The organism is Fictibacillus sp. 26RED30 (genome assembly GCF_015903845.1).
In the GTDB taxonomy this organism is placed as follows: domain Bacteria; phylum Bacillota; class Bacilli; order Bacillales; family Fictibacillaceae; genus Fictibacillus; species Fictibacillus phosphorivorans.
Genome location: NZ_JACZDV010000001.1, coordinates 1,018,220 through 1,036,632, shown reverse-complemented (window position 1 = coordinate 1,036,632; position 18,413 = coordinate 1,018,220). Strand labels below are relative to the sequence as shown.

General features: G+C 40.6%; 15 protein-coding genes. 1 reads left to right on the top strand and 14 read right to left on the bottom strand.

Annotated features, from left to right (window positions below; all coding sequences use genetic code 11):
* Nucleotides 1-111: 111 nt before the first annotated feature.
* The 8 genes from IHV11_RS05210 to IHV11_RS05175 form a co-directional block, all read right to left on the bottom strand.
* Complete coding sequence (locus tag IHV11_RS05210) at nt 112-1,455, bottom strand: dihydrolipoamide acetyltransferase family protein (RefSeq protein WP_197193887.1); 1,344 nt, start codon at nt 1,453-1,455, stop codon at nt 112-114.
* Nucleotides 1,456-1,473: 18 nt separating this feature from the next.
* A complete protein-coding gene (locus tag IHV11_RS05205) occupies nt 1,474-2,457 on the bottom strand; it encodes an alpha-ketoacid dehydrogenase subunit beta (protein WP_197130948.1) in 984 nt (327 codons plus the stop codon).
* A gap of 15 nt (nt 2,458-2,472) precedes the next feature.
* Nucleotides 2,473-3,465, bottom strand: coding sequence for a thiamine pyrophosphate-dependent dehydrogenase E1 component subunit alpha (locus IHV11_RS05200; protein ID WP_197193886.1), 993 nt, complete (start codon nt 3,463-3,465; stop codon nt 2,473-2,475).
* A gap of 13 nt (nt 3,466-3,478) precedes the next feature.
* Nucleotides 3,479-4,900: a dihydrolipoyl dehydrogenase gene (gene lpdA / locus IHV11_RS05195; RefSeq protein ID WP_197193885.1), complete on the bottom strand. Its 1,422-nt coding sequence runs from the start codon at nt 4,898-4,900 to the stop codon at nt 3,479-3,481.
* A 25-nt stretch (nt 4,901-4,925) separates the two neighbouring features.
* The gene (gene buk, locus IHV11_RS05190) at nt 4,926-6,038 is read right to left on the bottom strand and encodes a butyrate kinase (RefSeq protein ID WP_197193884.1); all 1,113 of its coding nucleotides are present in this window, start codon (nt 6,036-6,038) and stop codon (nt 4,926-4,928) included.
* A gap of 27 nt (nt 6,039-6,065) precedes the next feature.
* Nucleotides 6,066-7,166, bottom strand: coding sequence for a branched-chain amino acid dehydrogenase (bcd, locus tag IHV11_RS05185; RefSeq protein WP_197130956.1), 1,101 nt, complete (start codon nt 7,164-7,166; stop codon nt 6,066-6,068).
* 19 nt (nt 7,167-7,185) lie between these two features.
* The gene (gene yqiS, locus IHV11_RS05180) at nt 7,186-8,091 is read right to left on the bottom strand and encodes a phosphate butyryltransferase (RefSeq protein WP_197193883.1); all 906 of its coding nucleotides are present in this window, start codon (nt 8,089-8,091) and stop codon (nt 7,186-7,188) included.
* Between the two features lie 131 nt (nt 8,092-8,222).
* A complete protein-coding gene (locus IHV11_RS05175; protein WP_231620192.1) occupies nt 8,223-10,280 on the bottom strand; it encodes a sigma-54 interaction domain-containing protein in 2,058 nt (685 codons plus the stop codon).
* A 144-nt stretch (nt 10,281-10,424) separates the two neighbouring features.
* Between IHV11_RS05175 and IHV11_RS05170 the strand changes: the two genes are divergently transcribed.
* Nucleotides 10,425-10,661 carry a DUF2627 domain-containing protein gene (locus tag IHV11_RS05170; protein WP_197130963.1) on the top strand — a complete coding sequence of 79 codons (237 nt, stop codon included), beginning with the start codon at nt 10,425-10,427 and terminating at the stop codon, nt 10,659-10,661.
* A gap of 44 nt (nt 10,662-10,705) precedes the next feature.
* On the opposite strand, the gene spo0A is transcribed toward IHV11_RS05170, so the two are convergent.
* The 6 genes from spo0A to dxs all read right to left on the bottom strand — a co-directional run bounded on the left by spo0A (nt 10,706) and on the right by dxs (nt 18,402).
* Nucleotides 10,706-11,509: a sporulation transcription factor Spo0A gene (gene spo0A / locus IHV11_RS05165; RefSeq protein ID WP_197131204.1), complete on the bottom strand. Its 804-nt coding sequence runs from the start codon at nt 11,507-11,509 to the stop codon at nt 10,706-10,708.
* Nucleotides 11,510-11,990: 481 nt separating this feature from the next.
* Entirely contained in the window at nt 11,991-13,277 is a 1,287-nt protein-coding gene (gene spoIVB / locus IHV11_RS05160) for a SpoIVB peptidase (protein WP_197191797.1), read from the bottom strand.
* Between the two features lie 134 nt (nt 13,278-13,411).
* Nucleotides 13,412-15,109, bottom strand: a complete 1,698-nt coding sequence (recN, locus tag IHV11_RS05155; protein ID WP_197193881.1) for a DNA repair protein RecN — start codon at nt 15,107-15,109, stop codon at nt 13,412-13,414.
* Between the two features lie 24 nt (nt 15,110-15,133).
* A complete protein-coding gene (gene ahrC / locus IHV11_RS05150; RefSeq protein ID WP_144699169.1) occupies nt 15,134-15,583 on the bottom strand; it encodes a transcriptional regulator AhrC/ArgR in 450 nt (149 codons plus the stop codon).
* 105 nt (nt 15,584-15,688) lie between these two features.
* Nucleotides 15,689-16,507, bottom strand: a complete 819-nt coding sequence (locus tag IHV11_RS05145) for a TlyA family RNA methyltransferase (protein ID WP_197193880.1) — start codon at nt 16,505-16,507, stop codon at nt 15,689-15,691.
* Complete coding sequence (gene dxs / locus IHV11_RS05140; protein WP_197130972.1) at nt 16,504-18,402, bottom strand: 1-deoxy-D-xylulose-5-phosphate synthase; 1,899 nt, start codon at nt 18,400-18,402, stop codon at nt 16,504-16,506. The genes IHV11_RS05145 and dxs overlap by 4 nt, the downstream gene beginning before the upstream one ends.
* Nucleotides 18,403-18,413: the final 11 nt, after the last annotated feature.

Here is an 18,413-nt window from a genome sequence, read left to right as displayed (position 1 = left end):
AAAAATGCCGTAACATGTACGGCACTTTTCTTAGGGGGTTATGGGGTTTGGAGGTGTTGATAGTTATCTCTACCCGCAATAAAACCCGCATAAACCTAAAAAATACATATTTTAATAAATGGATGTGTTTTCTTTTGTCATACCCTCTAAACGTGCTTTTACCGAAGCTAAGAAGCGTCCGCAAACGAGACCGTCGAGGACCCGATGATCAAGAGAAAGACAAAGATTAACCATATCACGCACAGCGATCATTCCATTGTTCATAACAACTGGACGCTTAACGATCGATTCTACTGAAAGGATAGCAGCTTGCGGATAGTTGATGATCGGCGTTGACATCACAGACCCGAAAGAACCTGTGTTATTTACGGTGAACGTTCCGCCTTTCATATCGTCACCAGCTAATTTATTCGTTCTTACTTTATCAGCTAGTTCTTTAACATCGCGTGCGATTCCTTTGATAGACTTTTCATCCGCGTGTTTGATGACAGGTACATACAATGCATCATCTGTTGCAACTGCAATGGAGATGTTGATGTCCTTTTTCTGAATGATCTTATCTCCTGCCCACATGGAGTTGATCTGTGGGAATTCTTTTAGTGATTCTACAACAGCCTTGATAAAGAAAGGCAAGAACGTAAGATTGTATCCTTCTTTTGTTTTAAAATCACCTTTTACAGAATTACGATATTCTACTAAGTTGGTTACATCCACTTCTACCATCGTCCATGCGTGAGGTGCTTCGTGCTTTGAGCGGACCATGTTTTGAGCGATCGCTTTACGGATACCCGATACCGGGATCTCAATATCACCAGGCATTGTATCAATAGCAACAGGCTTTAATGCTGGCGCAGATTGTTGTTGCGGTTGAGCCGTTTCTTGAGAACCAGAAGAAACAGGTGCTGCAGAAGAAACATCTTCTGTAGCTGGCTTGTTACCTTTTGTAGGAATCTCACCGGAATCAATGATTCTCTGAAGATCTTTTCGAGTGATCCTTCCGCTTTGTCCTGATCCCTCTACTTGGTCTAAATCAATGTCATGTTCAGATGCCATACGTACCACTGCAGGTGAAAAACGCCCTCTCGCCGCTCGATCAACGTTTGAAGCAGGCTTACTAGCACTCGTACTCGAAGAAGCTGTAGGTGTTGAAACCGTTTCTGCAGTCTTCTCTTCTTTAGAAGATGAAGCTGCAGGTGCACTTTCCTCGCCTTCTCCTTCTGTTTCGATATAACAGATCAACTCGCCAACAGAAAGAGTGTCTCCTTCGCCAGCAACTAGCTCTTTTATCGTTCCAGAAAAAGATGATGGAACTTCTGCGTTTACTTTATCTGTCATAACTTCTGCTAGTGGATCGTATTTTTTTACCGTATCACCCGGCTGAACAAGCCATTTACTGATCGTACCTTCTGTTACACTTTCCCCTAATTGGGGCATTGTAATTTTTTCTGTAGCCATTAAAGTCCCCTCCTATTGTTAAAATGCCGCAAGATCTCTCATGGCTTTTTCTACTTTGTCAGGATTCACCATAAAGTGCTTTTCCATCGTTGGTGCATATGGCATCGCTGGTACATCTGGTCCAGCTAAACGTTGAACAGGTGCATCTAATTCGAACAAGCAATTTTCAGCAATAATCGCAGAAACTTCACTCATGATGCTTCCTTCTTTATTGTCTTCTGTTACTAGAAGCACTTTACCTGTTTTGGAAGCTGCCTCGATGATCGCTTCCTTATCCAATGGATAAACGGTACGAAGATCGAGAATATGAGCTGAAATTCCGTCTTTTTCTAACTTCTCAGCCGCTTGAAGAGCAAAGTGTACACAAAGTCCGTATGTAATAACGGTAATATCTTCACCTTCACGTTTCACATCTGCTTTTCCGATAGGCAATGTATATTCTTCAGTTGGTACTTCACCTTTAATCAGTCGGTAAGCACGTTTATGTTCAAAGAAAAGAACAGGGTCTTCATCACGGATAGCAGACTTCAAAAGACCTTTTACATCATAAGGCGTAGAAGGCATAACAATCTTTAAGCCTGGTACGTTAGCGAATAGTGCTTCAACCGATTGTGAGTGATAAAGTGCACCATGGACACCACCGCCATATGGAGCACGAATCGTGATCGGGCACGTCCAATCATTGTTTGAACGATAGCGGATCTTTGCAGCTTCAGAAACAATCTGGTTAACGGCTGGCATGATAAAGTCAGCAAACTGCATCTCTGCGATCGGGCGCATACCATACATCGCCGCACCGATCCCTACTCCTGCAATAGCAGATTCTGCGAGAGGAGCGTCGATCACTCTCTCTTCACCAAACTCTTCAATCAACCCAGTCGTTGCACGGAAAACTCCTCCGCGTACACCAACATCTTCACCTACTACAAATACTCGCTTATCGCGTTGCATCTCTTCGCGAATGGCTTGTGTTACAGCATCAATATATGAAATTACCGGCATCTTCGTTTTCCCCCTTTACTCTGCGTATACATGAAGAAGTGCGCTTTCAGGATCAGCATATTTTGCGTTCTCTGCATAATCTGTAGCTTCATCCACTTCTTTTTGAATCTCATCAGTGATCTGTTTTTCTAATTCTTCTGTTAAGATACTATTCTCTTTTAAGTAAGCAGCAAATGTATGAATCGGATCTTTTGCTTTCGCTTCTTCAACCTCTTCACGCGTTCTGTACGCACGATCATCATCATCTGATGAGTGAGGCGTTAAGCGATACGCTACTGTCTCAACTAAAGTAGGGCCTTCACCGCGTCGACCGCGATCAGCAGCTTCTTTAACAGCTTCATAAACAGCGAGTGGGTCATTCCCATCCACTGTTACTCCTGGCATTCCGTAACCGATCGCACGGTCAGAAACGTTCACACACGCGAGCTGTTTTGAGATTGGAACCGAAATCGCGTATTTGTTGTTTTCACACATAAAGATAACAGGAAGTTTATGAACAGAAGCAAAGTTTGCTCCTTCATGGAAATCTCCCTGGTTTGAAGATCCTTCACCAAACGTTGTGAACGTTACTAGGTCTTTGCCTTCCATTCTTCCACCAAGTGCGATTCCAACAGCATGAGGAACTTGAGTTGTTACAGGCGAAGAACCTGTTACGATACGAAGCTTTTTAGAACCAAAATGCCCTGGCATCTGTCGACCGCCGCTGTTAGGGTCTTCTGCTTTTGCAAAACCAGAAAGCATTAGATCTTTCGCTGTCATACCAAACTGTAAAACAACACCCATGTCACGGTAGTACGGCAACACAAAATCTTTCTCATTATCTAAAGCCATCGCTGCACCAACTTGGGCTGCTTCTTGACCCTGGCACGAAATAACGAAAGGAATTTTTCCAGCGCGGTTTAATAGCCACATACGCTCATCAATTTTTCTTGCTAATAACATCGTTCTATACATATGGATTACATCTTCATTGGTTAAGCCTAATTGTTCATGACGTAATTCTGCCATTTGTTTTACCTCCTTAGAAATGGATCGCTTTTCCTTCAACAGCCAACGCTGCTTCACCAAATACTTCTGATAGAGATGGATGTGGATGGATGGTATGAGCCATCTCCCACGGTGTTGCGTCTAAAACTTTCGCTAAGCCGGCTTCAGAGATCATATCCGTTACGTGAGGTCCGATCATATGAACGCCTAAAAGGTCATCGTTGTCTTTATTTGCAACGATCTTAACAAACCCATCACTTTCACCATATACAAGAGCTTTTCCAATCGCTTTAAAAGGAAACTTGCCCACTTTTACGTTATAGCCTTGATCTTTAGCTTGTTTCTCAGTAAGACCGACACTTGCCATCTCTGGACTTGAATAGATACATTTTGAAATATTATCATAGTTGATCGGCTCAGGTTGCAGGTTAGACAAGTGTTCTACTGCCGTGATCCCCTCGTGGGATGCAACATGCGCGAGTTGAAGTCCTCCGATTACATCTCCGATCGCATAAATGTGGCTCTCTGCGGTTTGGAAGTATTCATTCGTCTGAATGTATCCGTTTTCAACTTTTATGATGGTATTTTCTAAACCGATACCTTCTGTGTTCGCCATGCGTCCAACAGAAACGAGCATCTTCTCGGCACTAAATTGTTTTGTCTCGCCTTTATGTTCAGCTGAAATCATTACGCTTTCGCCTTTTTCTAATGTATCAGGAAGGACTTTTGCACTTGTTACGAGCTTGATCCCTTTTTTCTTGAGAACTCGCGCAGCCTCTTTCGAAATCTCTTCGTCTTCTGTCGGTACGATTCTGTCAGCATATTCTAGTACTGTTACTTCCACTCCAAGATCATTGAGCATAGACGCCCATTCAATCCCGATTACTCCACCGCCGACGATGATGATTGATGATGGCAAGTTCTCCATCTCAAGTGCTTCATCACTAGACATAACAAGATCACCGTCGATCTCTAATCCTGGTAATGAACGTGGTCTAGACCCTGTTGCAACAATTACGTTCTGCGGAATTAGAATCTCATTTTCTGTACCATCATTAAACTCAACTGATATTGTACCTGGCATCGGAGAAAAGATGGATGGCCCTAGGATACGTCCGATTCCTTCATAGACTTCGATCTTTCCTTTTTTCATCAAACTTTGTACACCCATGTGTAGTTGATTTACGATGGATTGCTTACGTTCTTGCATCTTGGAAAAGTTCAAGCCGATTCCTTCAATCTCAACACCAAAGTCTGCAGCTTTTTTGGCTGTTTTGTATACTTCAGCACTTCTTAATAAAGCTTTACTCGGTATACATCCTCTATGTAAGCAAGTACCTCCAAGCTTTCCTTTTTCAACAACTGCAACGGTTTTTCCTAATTGAGCAGCTCGGATGGCAGCTACATAGCCGCCAGTCCCTCCGCCCAATATGACCAAATCAAAGTCTTTTGACATCGCTCATATCTCCTTTTGCTGTTAGTTAATCCAGTGACACTTTAGCAATCGTTTTTCCTTTAGGATAAACCTTTGCTGTTTCTTCTTCTCTTAATACACGAAGGCCACCTTCTGCTAACGCTTGAAGCTCATTCTCTCCCGGCTGAATGATACAATCAGAAATCCATTCAACTCGGTCTGTTATCTTCTTAACAAATTCTTTTCCGAATGCGAGACCGCCTGTTAAGATGATCGCATCAACTTGTCCATAAAGAACGGTACTTGCTGATCCGATCTCTTTTGCGACTTGATAAGCCATCGCGTCATAGATAAGCTCGGCTTTTTTGTCACCGTTCTCGATTCTTTCTTCAACGGTCCTGGCATCGTTTGTTCCAAGATAGGCAACAAGACCACCTTGTCCAACAAGCTTCTTCATCACTTCTTCTGCGTAATATTCACCAGAGAAGCAGAGTGATACCAAATCACCTATCGGAACAGTGCCTGCACGTTCAGGAGAGAACGGTCCCTCTCCATGCAGTCCGTTGTTTACATCGATCACTCTGCCATCCTTGTGGACACCTACCGTGATTCCTCCGCCCATGTGAACGACAATAAGACGAAGAGCTTCATAAGATTTATTCAACTGTTTCGCAACACGACGCGCAACAGCCTTTTGATTCAACGCGTGAAAAATACTCTTTCTTTCCATTTCAGGAACACCCGAAATTCTTGCGATCTCATCCATCTCATCGACAACAACTGGATCTACGATAAAAGATGGGATATTCAGACCTTCTGCTATTTCAAATGCTAAGATTCCACCTAAATTCGACGCGTGTTCACCAGCGTAACCATTTTTCAGATCCTTTAGCATCGGTTCATTAACGCTGTACGTGCCACCTTCGATCGGTCTTAACAAACCGCCTCTGCCGACTACACAACTCAGTTTTGAAATATTGATGCCTTCGTAGTCTAAAGCTTCTAAGATCGTTTCTTTTCTAAAAGTGTACTGATCAATAACAGAATCAAACGAATGGATAGTTTCTGTATCATGACGGATCGTTTTTTCAAATACTGGCCGTTCGTTATCGAAAATTCCAATCTTAGTAGAGGTTGACCCCGGATTGATCACTAGTATGCGAAATTCTTTTTGATGCACGTTTCAAACCTCCATTGATACGAACTCTTAACGAGATCGGTTAGACAAGATATGTCTTTCATTTAATAAGAACTGACTTCTAGACATTCTCATGCGTTCGATACGCTCTTCTGCAAGTCGATCTGCTGCGAGATATGTTGGAATGTTATCACGTTTAGAGATCTCGATAACACTCGCGATGTTGTCATAGATCGTTTCTACTTTTTTCATAGCACGGTCGCGGTTATAGCCGTTAAGCTCATCTGCTACGTTAATAACTCCACCAGCGTTGATTACATAATCTGGCGCATAAACGATTCCCATCTCATGGATAGCATCACCGTGACGCGTTTCTTTAAGTTGGTTGTTTGCAGCTCCTGCAATAACTTTTGCTTTAATCTGTGGAATCGTATCATCGTTAATAATTGCTCCTAGTGCACAAGGAGCAAAGATATCGCAATCTACGCTGTAGATCTCATCGATTTCAACAGCTTTTGCGCCAAAATCTTCAACTGCACGTTGCACAGCTTCTTTATTGATATCTGTAACGATCAAAGATGCGCCTTCTTCGTGAAGGTGTTTACATAGTGTATAAGCAACATGTCCAACACCTTGAACAGCGATAACTTTTCCTTCTAGAGAGTCTGTACCAAACGCTTCCATTGCGGCCGCCTTCATACCACGATATACACCGTAAGCTGTTACTGGTGATGGATTACCGCTTGAACCGAAAGCAGGTGATACACCCGTAACGTATTGTGTTTCTTGGTAGATTAGGTCCATGTCTTCAACCGTTGTACCTACATCTTCTGCTGTAATATATCGTCCATTAAGTCCTTGAATATAACGACCGAACGCACGGAACATTTCTTCATTTTTGTCTTTCTTTGGATCACCGATGATTACTGTTTTTCCACCGCCAAGATTCAATCCTGCAGCTGCGTTCTTATAAGTCATGCCTTTAGCAAGTCTAAGTGCATCTTCAATCGCTGCATCTTCTGTCTCGTATGTCCACATTCTTGTTCCGCCTAGTGCAGGACCTAGTGTCGTATCGTGAATACAGATAATTGCTTTTAGTCCAGATTGTTTATCTTGGCAGATCACCATTTGCTCATAATCGTAAGTTTCCATATATTTAAAAATTTCCATTGTGTTTTCCTCCTAAGATTTAATTATCAGTGATGACTGAGTTTACAGCTAAAGCGATTGAATAATATTTACTTTCTGCTGAATCAGCTCTAGATGTTAAAACGATCGGCGCTTTAGCACCACAGATCACAGCTCCAACTTTCGCCCGAGCAAAATAGATCAGCGATTTATACAGTGCATTTCCCGTTTCGATATTTGGAACGAGAAGGATGTCTGCATCACCTGCCACACTCCCTGTAATTCCTTTGTGAGCTGCAGCTTCCTTCGAAATTGCATTATCTAAAGCCAAAGGACCTTCAACGATACCGCCTGTAATTTGCCCTCGAAGATTCATAACAGTAAGACTCGCTGCATCCAAGGTGGCTTGCATAGCAGGATTAACGTTCTCAACAGCTGCAAGCACAGCCGCTTTAGGAACTTTCACACCAGTGCGAGCCGCAAGATCGATAGCATTTTGTAGAATCTGTACTTTTTGATTAAGATCAGGCTCTATGTTCATGGCAGCATCTGTAATAAAGATCAATTTTTCAAATCCTTCTACTTCGAATGCCGCAACATGTGATAATACTTTGCCTGTACGAAGACCAAATTCTTTATTTAAGACTGCTTTTAAAAGAGCAGAAGTTGAGATAAGCCCTTTCATCAAAATATCAGCGTCTCCATCATGAACAGCTTTAACCGCATTTAAAGCAGCCGAAGATGTATCTGTAGCTACAACTTTTATTCCATCCAACGGAACATCCGCATTTCTTTCTAACCAATCAGAAATTTTGTTACCGTTTCCAAACAGAATAAAATGGGCGAGCCCTTCTTTATATGATTTCAGTATGCTTTCCAAAACCTCCTGATCCCCAGCTTCTGCCACTGCGATGACTGGTTTCTCTTGTTGATTTTTGGCTTGGCTCACCAAGTTTTGTAAACGCATGCTATCCCCCCTTGTTGACCGCTTTATTAACTATGCAATTTTCATGCCAACTTTTAAATGAAGTTAAAATGTAGTTATCACGTATTAACTATGCAATAAACTGCAAATACATTGCAATATTTTGCGTGAAATTATTTGCGTAGTTTTTCATCAAGATTATATTTTTCTAATTTATAATAAAAATTCCTAAGTGAGATACCCAGTGATTTAGCCGTCTTCGTCTTGTTGCCACGAAACCTCTCTATAGCTTCTGTTAAAATCTGTTTTTCAAACGCATCGATTTGTTCAGCTAAAGTCTTCTCATCATCAGTCGTATCGGTCATAATTTGCAGATGGACGTCCTCTTTATTCGATGGTTCTAAAGATAATAAAGAAATATGACTACGGTTGATCTGTGAATCCGTATGGCTCATATGAATGATCGCTCTGCCTAATACGTTTTCAAGCTCTCTAACATTTCCCGGCCAATGATACGCTAGTAAAAAGTCTTCAGCATCCTTGCTGATAAAATCAATGTTTCTTCCATAGTCTTGATTTAACTTCTGAAGAAGGTGATAAGCTAAAAGCAATATATCATTGTTTCTTGCTCTTAATGGTGGAATATAGATTGGCATTCTGTTCAATCTGTAGTACAAATCCTGCCTGAACGTGCCATCAGCGATCATTTTTTCAAGGTTAACATTGGTTGCTGCGATGACACGCACATTGATCGGAATCGCTTTTGTCCCACCTACACGTCTGATTTCATTTTCTTGCAGTACGCGCAAAAGTTTTGCTTGTGTGTTCTGCGACAACTCTCCCACTTCATCTAAAAAGATACTTCCACCATTCGATTCTTCAAAGAGTCCCCTTTTTCCGCCTCTTAATGCACCCGAAAAAGCACCTTCTTCGTAACCAAACAGTTCGCTTTCTAACAAAGATTCTGATAGCGCTGCACAGTTGACACGTATAAACTTATTAAACTTTCTGCTGCTTGCATTATGTATCGCATGAGCAAAAAGCTCTTTTCCTGTTCCAGATTCCCCACGAAGAAGAACGGTCGCTGGTGTAGAAGCTGCAAGCTTAGCCTGATCGATCGCAAAACTCATCTCTTCTGATGTACCAATGATATCTTCGAACGAATATTTCGCTTCAAGTGTTCGAATGATTTGTCTCGCCCTGTTCAGTTCTTCTGTAAGTCCTTTAATTTCTGAAACATCATGAATTACTCCTACACTGCCTTTTAGTAGACCATCCACAATAACAGGTGCAACGTTAACAATCACATCTTTTCGGTTCGGTCCTACTCTTAAACGAGCACCTCTCACAGGCTTGCGTGTCTTAAGAACTTGCATATGAATACTTTCACCTTCAGAAATATCAGTTGTTGCAGGTTTCCCGATCACTTGCTCTGCAGTGTAACCTGTGAGCTTCGTGTAAGCAGGATTGATCATAATGCCTTTTCCTTCTTCGTCGACAACAGATATAGCTTCTTCCGAAGAATGGATGATAGCCCTTAACATCGTCTGTATGCTTTTTAAATTCGTTACTTCTTCTGCCAAGTCAACGATTTCTGTAATATCTTTAAAGACGGCAAAAGCACCAAGCTTTCGACCTTCATGATTTAAGATAGGTGTTCGTGTTGTATATATTTTCGTACCATTAGCTAAAATTTGTTCTTGATTTACTTCTTCTATGCCTGAGTCCATAACTCGCGGAAGCTGGCTGTTCGGCATTACTTCTAGTATTGATTTTCCTACAGCTTGCTCTTTCGATAAACCTGTCATTTTTTCAGCACTTTTGTTAAATATAGTAATCGTTAAATCTTGATCAATAACGATCATGCCATCGTGTGTATTGTCTAATATCGTTTTAAGCTGTTGCAAGTGCCCGATGTCTTTTATATTTTTTGTTTCGTTAGGACTTGATAACAGAAATCGAAATTGAGATGTAGTCAATTTTCCTGACGTAGGATACTTATTCTCATATAACCAATCTGCGCTTTCTTTAAGAGAAGCCGAATAAACAATTACGTCAATCTCTTCATTCGGTGCTGAAGTATATGTAAATACCGGGATGTTATCCAATCTGGTCGGCAACGATTGAAGAGGTCCTTGCAAAATAGCTGCAAGTTCAAAAATTTCAGATCGATTGATCTGTTGAACCAAATCAAATTCTTCTTGCGCTGCCAGCAATACGATCCTTTGCAACAATTAGCCCACCTTTTTATTATAACATGCAATATTTTTCACAAGTTTATCATAGCTCACTATGAAAGGGTTTGCAAACTTATTTTGCATCGACAATAATTTTAACTTTATGTACAATAAGACAAGTAGAGGAGTGAATTCTTCATGAGCAGATATGCAGCTTTGGTAATCGTATTAATTCCTGGAATCATGGCCGTGATGGGCATCAAATGGATGAGAGACACTTTATTTGGAGTTTTGCAGTTTCCGTTTCCATTCTTATGGCTACAATTTATCGCTGGTTTGTTAAGCTTCTTAGCTGGCTTAACTTTTGTAGGTGGATTCATCTTTTACAGAGACCGTAAAAGAAATAAAGTTCAGTTAAAATACAGAAAAAAATAACCATCTCTCAACCTTGAGAGATGGTTATTTTTATAAATAAGTACTTATGCCATTACCTTATGTTCGATACGAAGCTTATCAGCGACCATCGCGATGAACTCTGAATTTGTAGGCTTCGCTTTTGACATGGATACTGTGTAGCCGAACAAGGATGAAATGCTATCGATGTTTCCACGACTCCATGCTACTTCGATCGCATGGCGTATAGCACGTTCAACACGGCTTGATGTTGTATTGAATTTTTTTGCGATATCTGGATATAGAACCTTTGTGATCGATCCTAATAATTCAATGTCATTGTATACCATTGAGATCGCTTCTCTTAAGTACATGTATCCCTTAATATGAGCAGGAACTCCGATTTCATGAATGATACTAGTGATACTCGCATCCAAATTGCGTGGTTTATTGTTGATTGTTGATTGGAAGTTGTTTCGATTATTTCCGGACGCACGCTGTACAGTTGTCTTTTCTGCTCCACAGATCTGACGGATCTGACTCGCTAGATTGTCCATATCGAATGGTTTTAAGATAAAGTATGAAGCACCTAAGTCTACGGCTTTTTTCGTAACATCTTCCTGACCAAACGCCGTTAACATGATAACATTCGGCTGAGGCAGATCATCGCTAGCTCTGATCTTCTCAAGCACTGCTAATCCATCTAGATGAGGCATGATAATATCTAGAACTAAAACATCAGGATCTTTATTCTCTAAAACGGACAAACATTCTTGACCGTTATACGCTACCCCGATTACCTCCATATCATCTTGACTTGAAAGATACTCCCTCAAAAGACTAATCAGTTCACGGTTATCATCAGCTAGACAAACTTTAATTTTTTGCACCATTATTTCCTCCCCATCCAACAATTTCTTGTTTTTCCCAATGTAATATTTCAACAATAAATCTTAAATCCCTTTATTTTGTTTTAAATTTTTTAAAATTATTTTGTTTTTGTAGCAGATATAGCTGTTATCTTCAATTTACTTTGAATTTCGACAGTTATTGTATTTTCCACAAGTATATTTGTCGAATTTTCTTTATATCCCTCATTATACAAAATTTTCATAGGATTGTCTAAATTATCTAAAAGTAAAAAGCACTATGCTCAAACCTAATGAAAGTAGTAGGCGAGGATTTCAGGTTCAGGTTACAGGTTCACCGAGGCGGCCTGCCGGCGCTAGGAGCCTTTAATGCCACACCTGCCCACTCGGCTCAGTCTTAGTAAGTAGCATTCTGCTTCAACTCGTTTTGAAAGAATACTGGATGAACTTACAATCCAGATAAAAATAAAAAAAACCGGTAAAAAATTCTACCGGTTTCGAGTTAACTCGCCTGTTTTGTTTCTTTATAGATATTGACTCCGGCTTCATCAAGCATCCACTCGATATGAACACCGTAACCTGATGTTGGATCATTTACAAACACATGGGTGACTGCTCCAATAATTCTTCCATTCTGAATGATTGGACTGCCACTCATTCCTTGAACGATCCCACCTGTAATCTTCAAAAGTTCAGGATCTGTAATCTTAATGACCATTCCTTTTGTAGCAGGAAATTTTTGCGGAACAGAACTTACTACATCAACGTCAAATTCTCGTACCTTTGAACCGTTAACAACAGTAAGTATCTTCGCCGGACCTTCTTTTACTTGATGTGAAAGGGCGATTGGCAACGGTTTATTCCAGTCCCCATTCGATAATTTATCATTTAATTTTCCAAAAATCCCAAATGGGCTGTTTTTAGATATATCCCCTAAAACTCTTTGGTCATTGGAAAAACGCGCTAGCTTTTCTCCTGGGTGACCATTCGACCCTTTTTCAATGGAAGTAACGGTAGAACCAAGGATTTCTCCGTTGTTTACCTTTATAGGTTTTTTCGTATCCATATCTGAAATCACGTGACCGAGTGCACCATACTTAAATGACGCAGGATCAAAAAACGTTAGTGTACCCACACCGGCTGCTGAATCTCGAATGTATAGTCCTATACGATAGGACTGGTCATTCTTGTCCTGCAGAGGAGTAAGTGTCTTATGAAACGTCTTACCATCTCGAATGATGGTTACATCTAAAGGATTTCGCGTTTCCCCTGATTGTTTAACAAATGGGCTTACATCTCCCATTTTTTTAATATTTTTTCCGTTGATTTTGGTAATAATATCTCCTACTTGAATATCGGCTATTTCACCTGGAGATTGTTTTCCTGCTGTTGTATTTACGAGATGATGCCCAACAATCAATACCCCGAGAGTATTTAACTTAACTCCTATTGATTGTCCACCAGGCACAACCTTAAGATCAGACAAAACTTTTACATTCATCTTTTTTATAGGAAAACTTGCTGCTTCGAGAGTTGCCATGCTATCACCGTTTGTTTTGGCTTGTATCGAAACTTTATGTTCTCTTTTCATTGCAGTCGTATAAACACTTGTTTCTTCCTGCTTCATGTTTGTTCCAACAGGAAGGGCTTGCATGACATGCTGTCCTTCAAAAAAGGTAATCGATTCCGGCAGTGCTACATACTCACGCACAGGAGACAAAAAACCGATTCCCACTAAACTTCCAAGGAGAATAACGCCGATCATTCGCCGAAGTAAATCCTTATACATCATACACTCTCCTCGCTCCAAGCTCACACCCTCACCATGGCTGTACCTTTAATTTAGCCTACGGACCTTGAGTTTATAACCAAGAAAAAAGAAAAAGCTATTCCTTAAATGGATAGCTTTTTCATGAATAAAGTTTATGATGTCTTTTTGATGGAAGCTGCAAGCTCTAACAATTCCTGAGCATGCTGCCTTGTAAGATCTGTAATCTCAACACCTGAGATCATTCTGCCTATTTCATTTACTTTTTCATCCGTTTTTAAGGTAAGAACCTTTGTGACGGTTCTACCTTGCAATGTATCTTTAGAGATGTGGAGATGCGTATCAGACATTGCAGCAACTTGTGGAAGGTGAGAAATACAAAGCACTTGCGAACCAACAGAAACTCTGTAAATCTTTTCCGCTATCGCTTGAGCCACTCGCCCAGAAACTCCAGTATCTACTTCATCAAATATAATAGCGGTAATTCCTTGATTTTCTGAAAAAATGGTTTTGAGTGCTAGTATGATCCTAGAAAGTTCTCCGCCAGACGCCACTTTAGATAACGGTTTAAGCGGCTCGCCAGGATTCGGAGAGATATAAAATTCTACAGCATCCAGTCCTGTTCTCAAAAATTGATTATCCTCAATTCGCTTCATCACGACTTCGAACTTGGTTTTTTCCATATAAAGTTCTTTTAGCTGTTGCTGAATGCTGTTTTTTAAAACTTTTGCTGTCTCTGCTCTTTTTTTAGTGAGCTTCTTCCCTGAGATCTCAAGTTTAGCAATAAGCTTATCCTGCTTCTTTTTGAGTTCTTCGATATGATTATCTTTATTTTGAATAAGTTCTAACTCTTTTTTAATCTTTTCACTATAATGGATCATTTCTTTTACAGAAGAACCATATTTTCGTTTAAGCTTACTCAATTCATCGAGACGCGACTCAATGCTGTTGAGCCTTTCCGGATTGTATTCTAATGAATCAAACATATCCCGAATCTTATATGTAAGCTCCTCAAGGACATAGAAGCTGTTGCCAAATTGCTCTTCGTCAGCTTTTAATGATTCATCAAGTGCTGCGACTTGCGAGAAATCAGCTAGCGCACTTGAGACTAACTCCAGTGCCTTACCTTCACCATAAAGATTATGGTATGCATCCTGAAGAGAGCCATGAATTCTTTCGAAATTCGAAAGCATACGTTTTTCTTCTTCTAGCTTAACATCCTCATCAGGAATGAGATTGCTACCTGCAATTTCTTGATATTGATATTCGAGGAGATCTATTCTTTGTGCGATCTCTTGTTCATTCCGAGAAAGCTCAGAAAGCTGTTTATTGATTTCTTTATAGTCCTTAAATGTTGCTTCATAGGCAGTTAATTCTTTTTTAAAATCCTTGTCACCAAAACTATCGAGTAAAAAAAGATGTTTATCAGGCTGCATTAAATATTGCGTTTCATGCTGTCCATGAATATCTACTAATGCCTGTCCGATCTCTTTAAGAACAGACAGTGTAACAAGCTTTCCGTTTACTCTGCAAATGCTTTTTCCGCTCTCCGTTATATCCCTTTTAAGCACAACCATCTCATCTTCATCCGAAATCGCAATCCCAAATTCCTCACATTTATCATACACACGATGACCTGGATGAATATGGAACAAGCCTTCTATCTCAGCTTTTTGAGTGCCATAACGCACAAACTCTGTAGAACCGCGGCCGCCGATCAAAAGTCCGATCGCATCAATGATGATGGATTTTCCTGCACCTGTTTCACCTGTTAATACGGTTAATCCTTTTTTAAAAGAAACACTCAAAGAATCAATAATAGCAAAATTACGAATACTTAATTCTGCCAGCAATTACATCACACCTTATTTTAAAAATTACAGCATATCTAAAAAGCGCTGCGAAACATCTGAACTAACTTCTTTAGAACGACAAATAATTAAGATTGTATCATCGCCACAGATCGTTCCCATTAAATCTTCCCAATCTAGCTTATCAATTAACGCACCAATTGCATTTGCGTTACCCGGAAGTGTCTTCATAATGATTAGATGGTCTGCGTAATCAATACTGATAAAGCTGTCAGTCAGCGTTCTTTTTAATTTTTGCAGTGGGTTGAACCTTTGGTCAGCCGGAAGACTGTATTTATAGCGACCGTCGTTCATCGGCACTTTCACAAGATGCAGTTCTTTAATATCACGCGAGACAGTTGCTTGCGTTACATTAAAGTTTGCTTTCTTGAGCAGTTCCACTAAATCGTCTTGTGTCTCAATATCATGGTTGCTGATCATTTCACGTATTTTAATATGTCGTTGTCCTTTATTCACTCGTGATTCCACCTCAATTTACACTGTCACATTCTGCCTTTATCTTATACTATTGTGCATAGGATGTAAATTTTTCATTAATAGAATAAAAAAAGAGCGAGAAATTTATTCCCGCTCTTTCTTCAATGTTTCATGAGCAGACTTAACAACTTCTTCAATATCTTCTGAAGTTATTGTTCGAAAGTCCTCATTGTTCACTTTTCCATGCATTAAAAACTCAATGTTGCCATCCCCACCAGTAATAGGTGAAAAGGACAATGCAACTGGATTAATCCCTGTTTTGCGGGCAAAGTCAGTAATCTCTTCTATCACACGTTTATGAACTTTCGAATCTCTGACGATTCCCTTTTTCCCGACTTCTTCACGCCCTGCTTCAAACTGTGGCTTGATCAAAGCGATCACATCTCCAGTTGGCATAAGCTGAGTAAGCACAGGAAGTATGATTCGAAGAGAAATGAACGAAACGTCTATCGTTGCAAAGTGAGGAATGCCCTGTTGAAGCTGATCAGGGGTTACATACCTAAAGTTTGTTCTTTCCATCACAGCTACTCTAGAATCATTTCTTAATTTCCAAGCGAGTTGGTTGTAGCCAACATCGATCGCATAAATATAAGATGCGCCATTTTGAAGTGCACAATCAGTAAAACCGCCTGTTGAAGCTCCAATATCCATCCCAATCTTTTCTTTAACATCAAAATCAAAGATCTGAAGTGCTTTTTCAAGCTTAAGTCCGCCTCTTCCTACATAAGGAATGACATCTCCTTTAACTTGAAGAGGCGCATCTTGTTCTATCTTTTCTCCTGGCTTATCCATCCGGTTCGTTCCTGAATACACAAGACCTGCCATAACTGATCGTTTGGCTTTCTCTCGTGTTTCACAAAGTCCTCGATTGACAAGCAGTACATCTACCCGTTCTTTTTTCATGTAAGAAGACCCTTTTCTGCCTTTCTTTTAACAAGTGCTTTCACACGCTCAACAAGATCAGGTGTTGTAATACCGATCTCCTCTAACAGTTTCGTTACGCTGCCATGCTCGATAAAGCAGTCTGGTATACCCATGCGATCGATGATAACACTTGCCTGATTATCAGATGCATGCTCTAATACCGCACTTCCGAATCCACCTTGAAGGACAGCTTCTTCCAGCGTCAGAATAGGCATATTTTCCGCATAAAGTTCTTTTAGCATTTTTGAGTCAAGCGGTTTGATAAAACGAGCGTTGATCACACGCGCTGACACACCTGATTTCGCCAGGATCTCCCAAGCTTCAAGTGCCATTGGAATCGTCGTTCCAAACGTAAGAATCGCAACATCGTCTCCATCTTTCAGCACTTCCCATGAACCAATCGGGATATTTTCAAACTCTTCATCCATCGGTACTCCTGAACCGTTACCTCTAGGGAATCTGATCGCAATCGGACCATCTTCATATTTAAGAGCAGAGTAAACCATATGCTGAAGCTCATTTTCATCTTTCCCCATCATTAATACCATATTTGGAATATGACGCAAGAAAGCAATATCAAATACACCTTGGTGCGTTTCTCCATCAGCACCAACTAGACCAGATCTGTCTATTGTGAAAACAACATTCAAATTCTGTCTCGCTACATCATGAACAACTTGGTCGTAACCTCGCTGCAAGAACGTAGAATAGATCGATAGGACCGGCTTCATATTCTGCGTCGCAAGCCCAGCTGCCATAGTTGTTGCATGCTGTTCTGCAATACCAACGTCAAACAAACGATCAGGAAACGCTTTTCCGTAATCAGTGAGCTTTGAGCCAATGGTCATCGCAGGCGTTATCACTGCGATTCGATCATCTTTATGCGAGAGCGTCTCAAGTGTTTTACTGACCACACCGCTGTAAGATGGTCCAATCTGCTGCGGTTTGATCTGCTCACCTGATTCAATCTTATAAGGGCCTACACCATGCCAGCTATCCTTTTTATCACTTTCAGCCGGCTCATACCCTTTTCCTTTTTTCGTAAGAACATGGATGATTACTGGACCTTCAGTCTTTTTGGCATATGTTAGATTCTCGATCAGGTCATCTACATCATGACCATCTACTGGTCCTAAATAGGTGTAGCCTAATTCCTCAAAAAACATGCCTGATACTAACAGATACTTCAAGCTATCCTTTACACGTTCGGCTGTGGCAGCCAGTTTCCCGCCAAACGCAGGTATCTTACGGATCAATGATTCTAGCTCATCTTTTGCTTTATTGTATTTTCTAGCTGTTCTCATGCGTCCTAAAACGTTGTGAAGAGCCCCTACATTTGGCGCGATAGACATCTCGTTGTCGTTTAGTACTACGATTAAGTCTTTCTTTTCATGACCGATATGGTTCAGCGCTTCTAAAGCCATTCCGCCTGTTAGAGCACCATCACCAATGACCGCAAGAACTTTATCATCTGTTTTCTTAAGATCTCTAGCGATCGCCATTCCCATAGCGGCAGAAAGTGATGTAGAACTGTGTCCTGTTTCCCACACATCATGTTCGCTTTCAATCCTTTTAGGAAAACCACAGAGACCCTTATACTGACGTAGTGTATCAAACTGAGATGCTCTTCCCGTAAGGATTTTGTGTACATAAGCTTGATGACCTACATCCCAAATAAACTTGTCTTTAGGACTGTCAAATACTTTGTGCATAGCAAGTGTAAGTTCTACTACTCCAAGGTTAGGACCAAGGTGGCCTCCTCTAACTGAAAGTTTTTCAATTAGAAAAGAACGGATTTCAGCCGCTAATTTATTTAATTGTTCAGTTTCGTACGTTTTTAAAAACTGAGGATCTTGAATTTCTTCCAGGTTCATGGAATATGCCT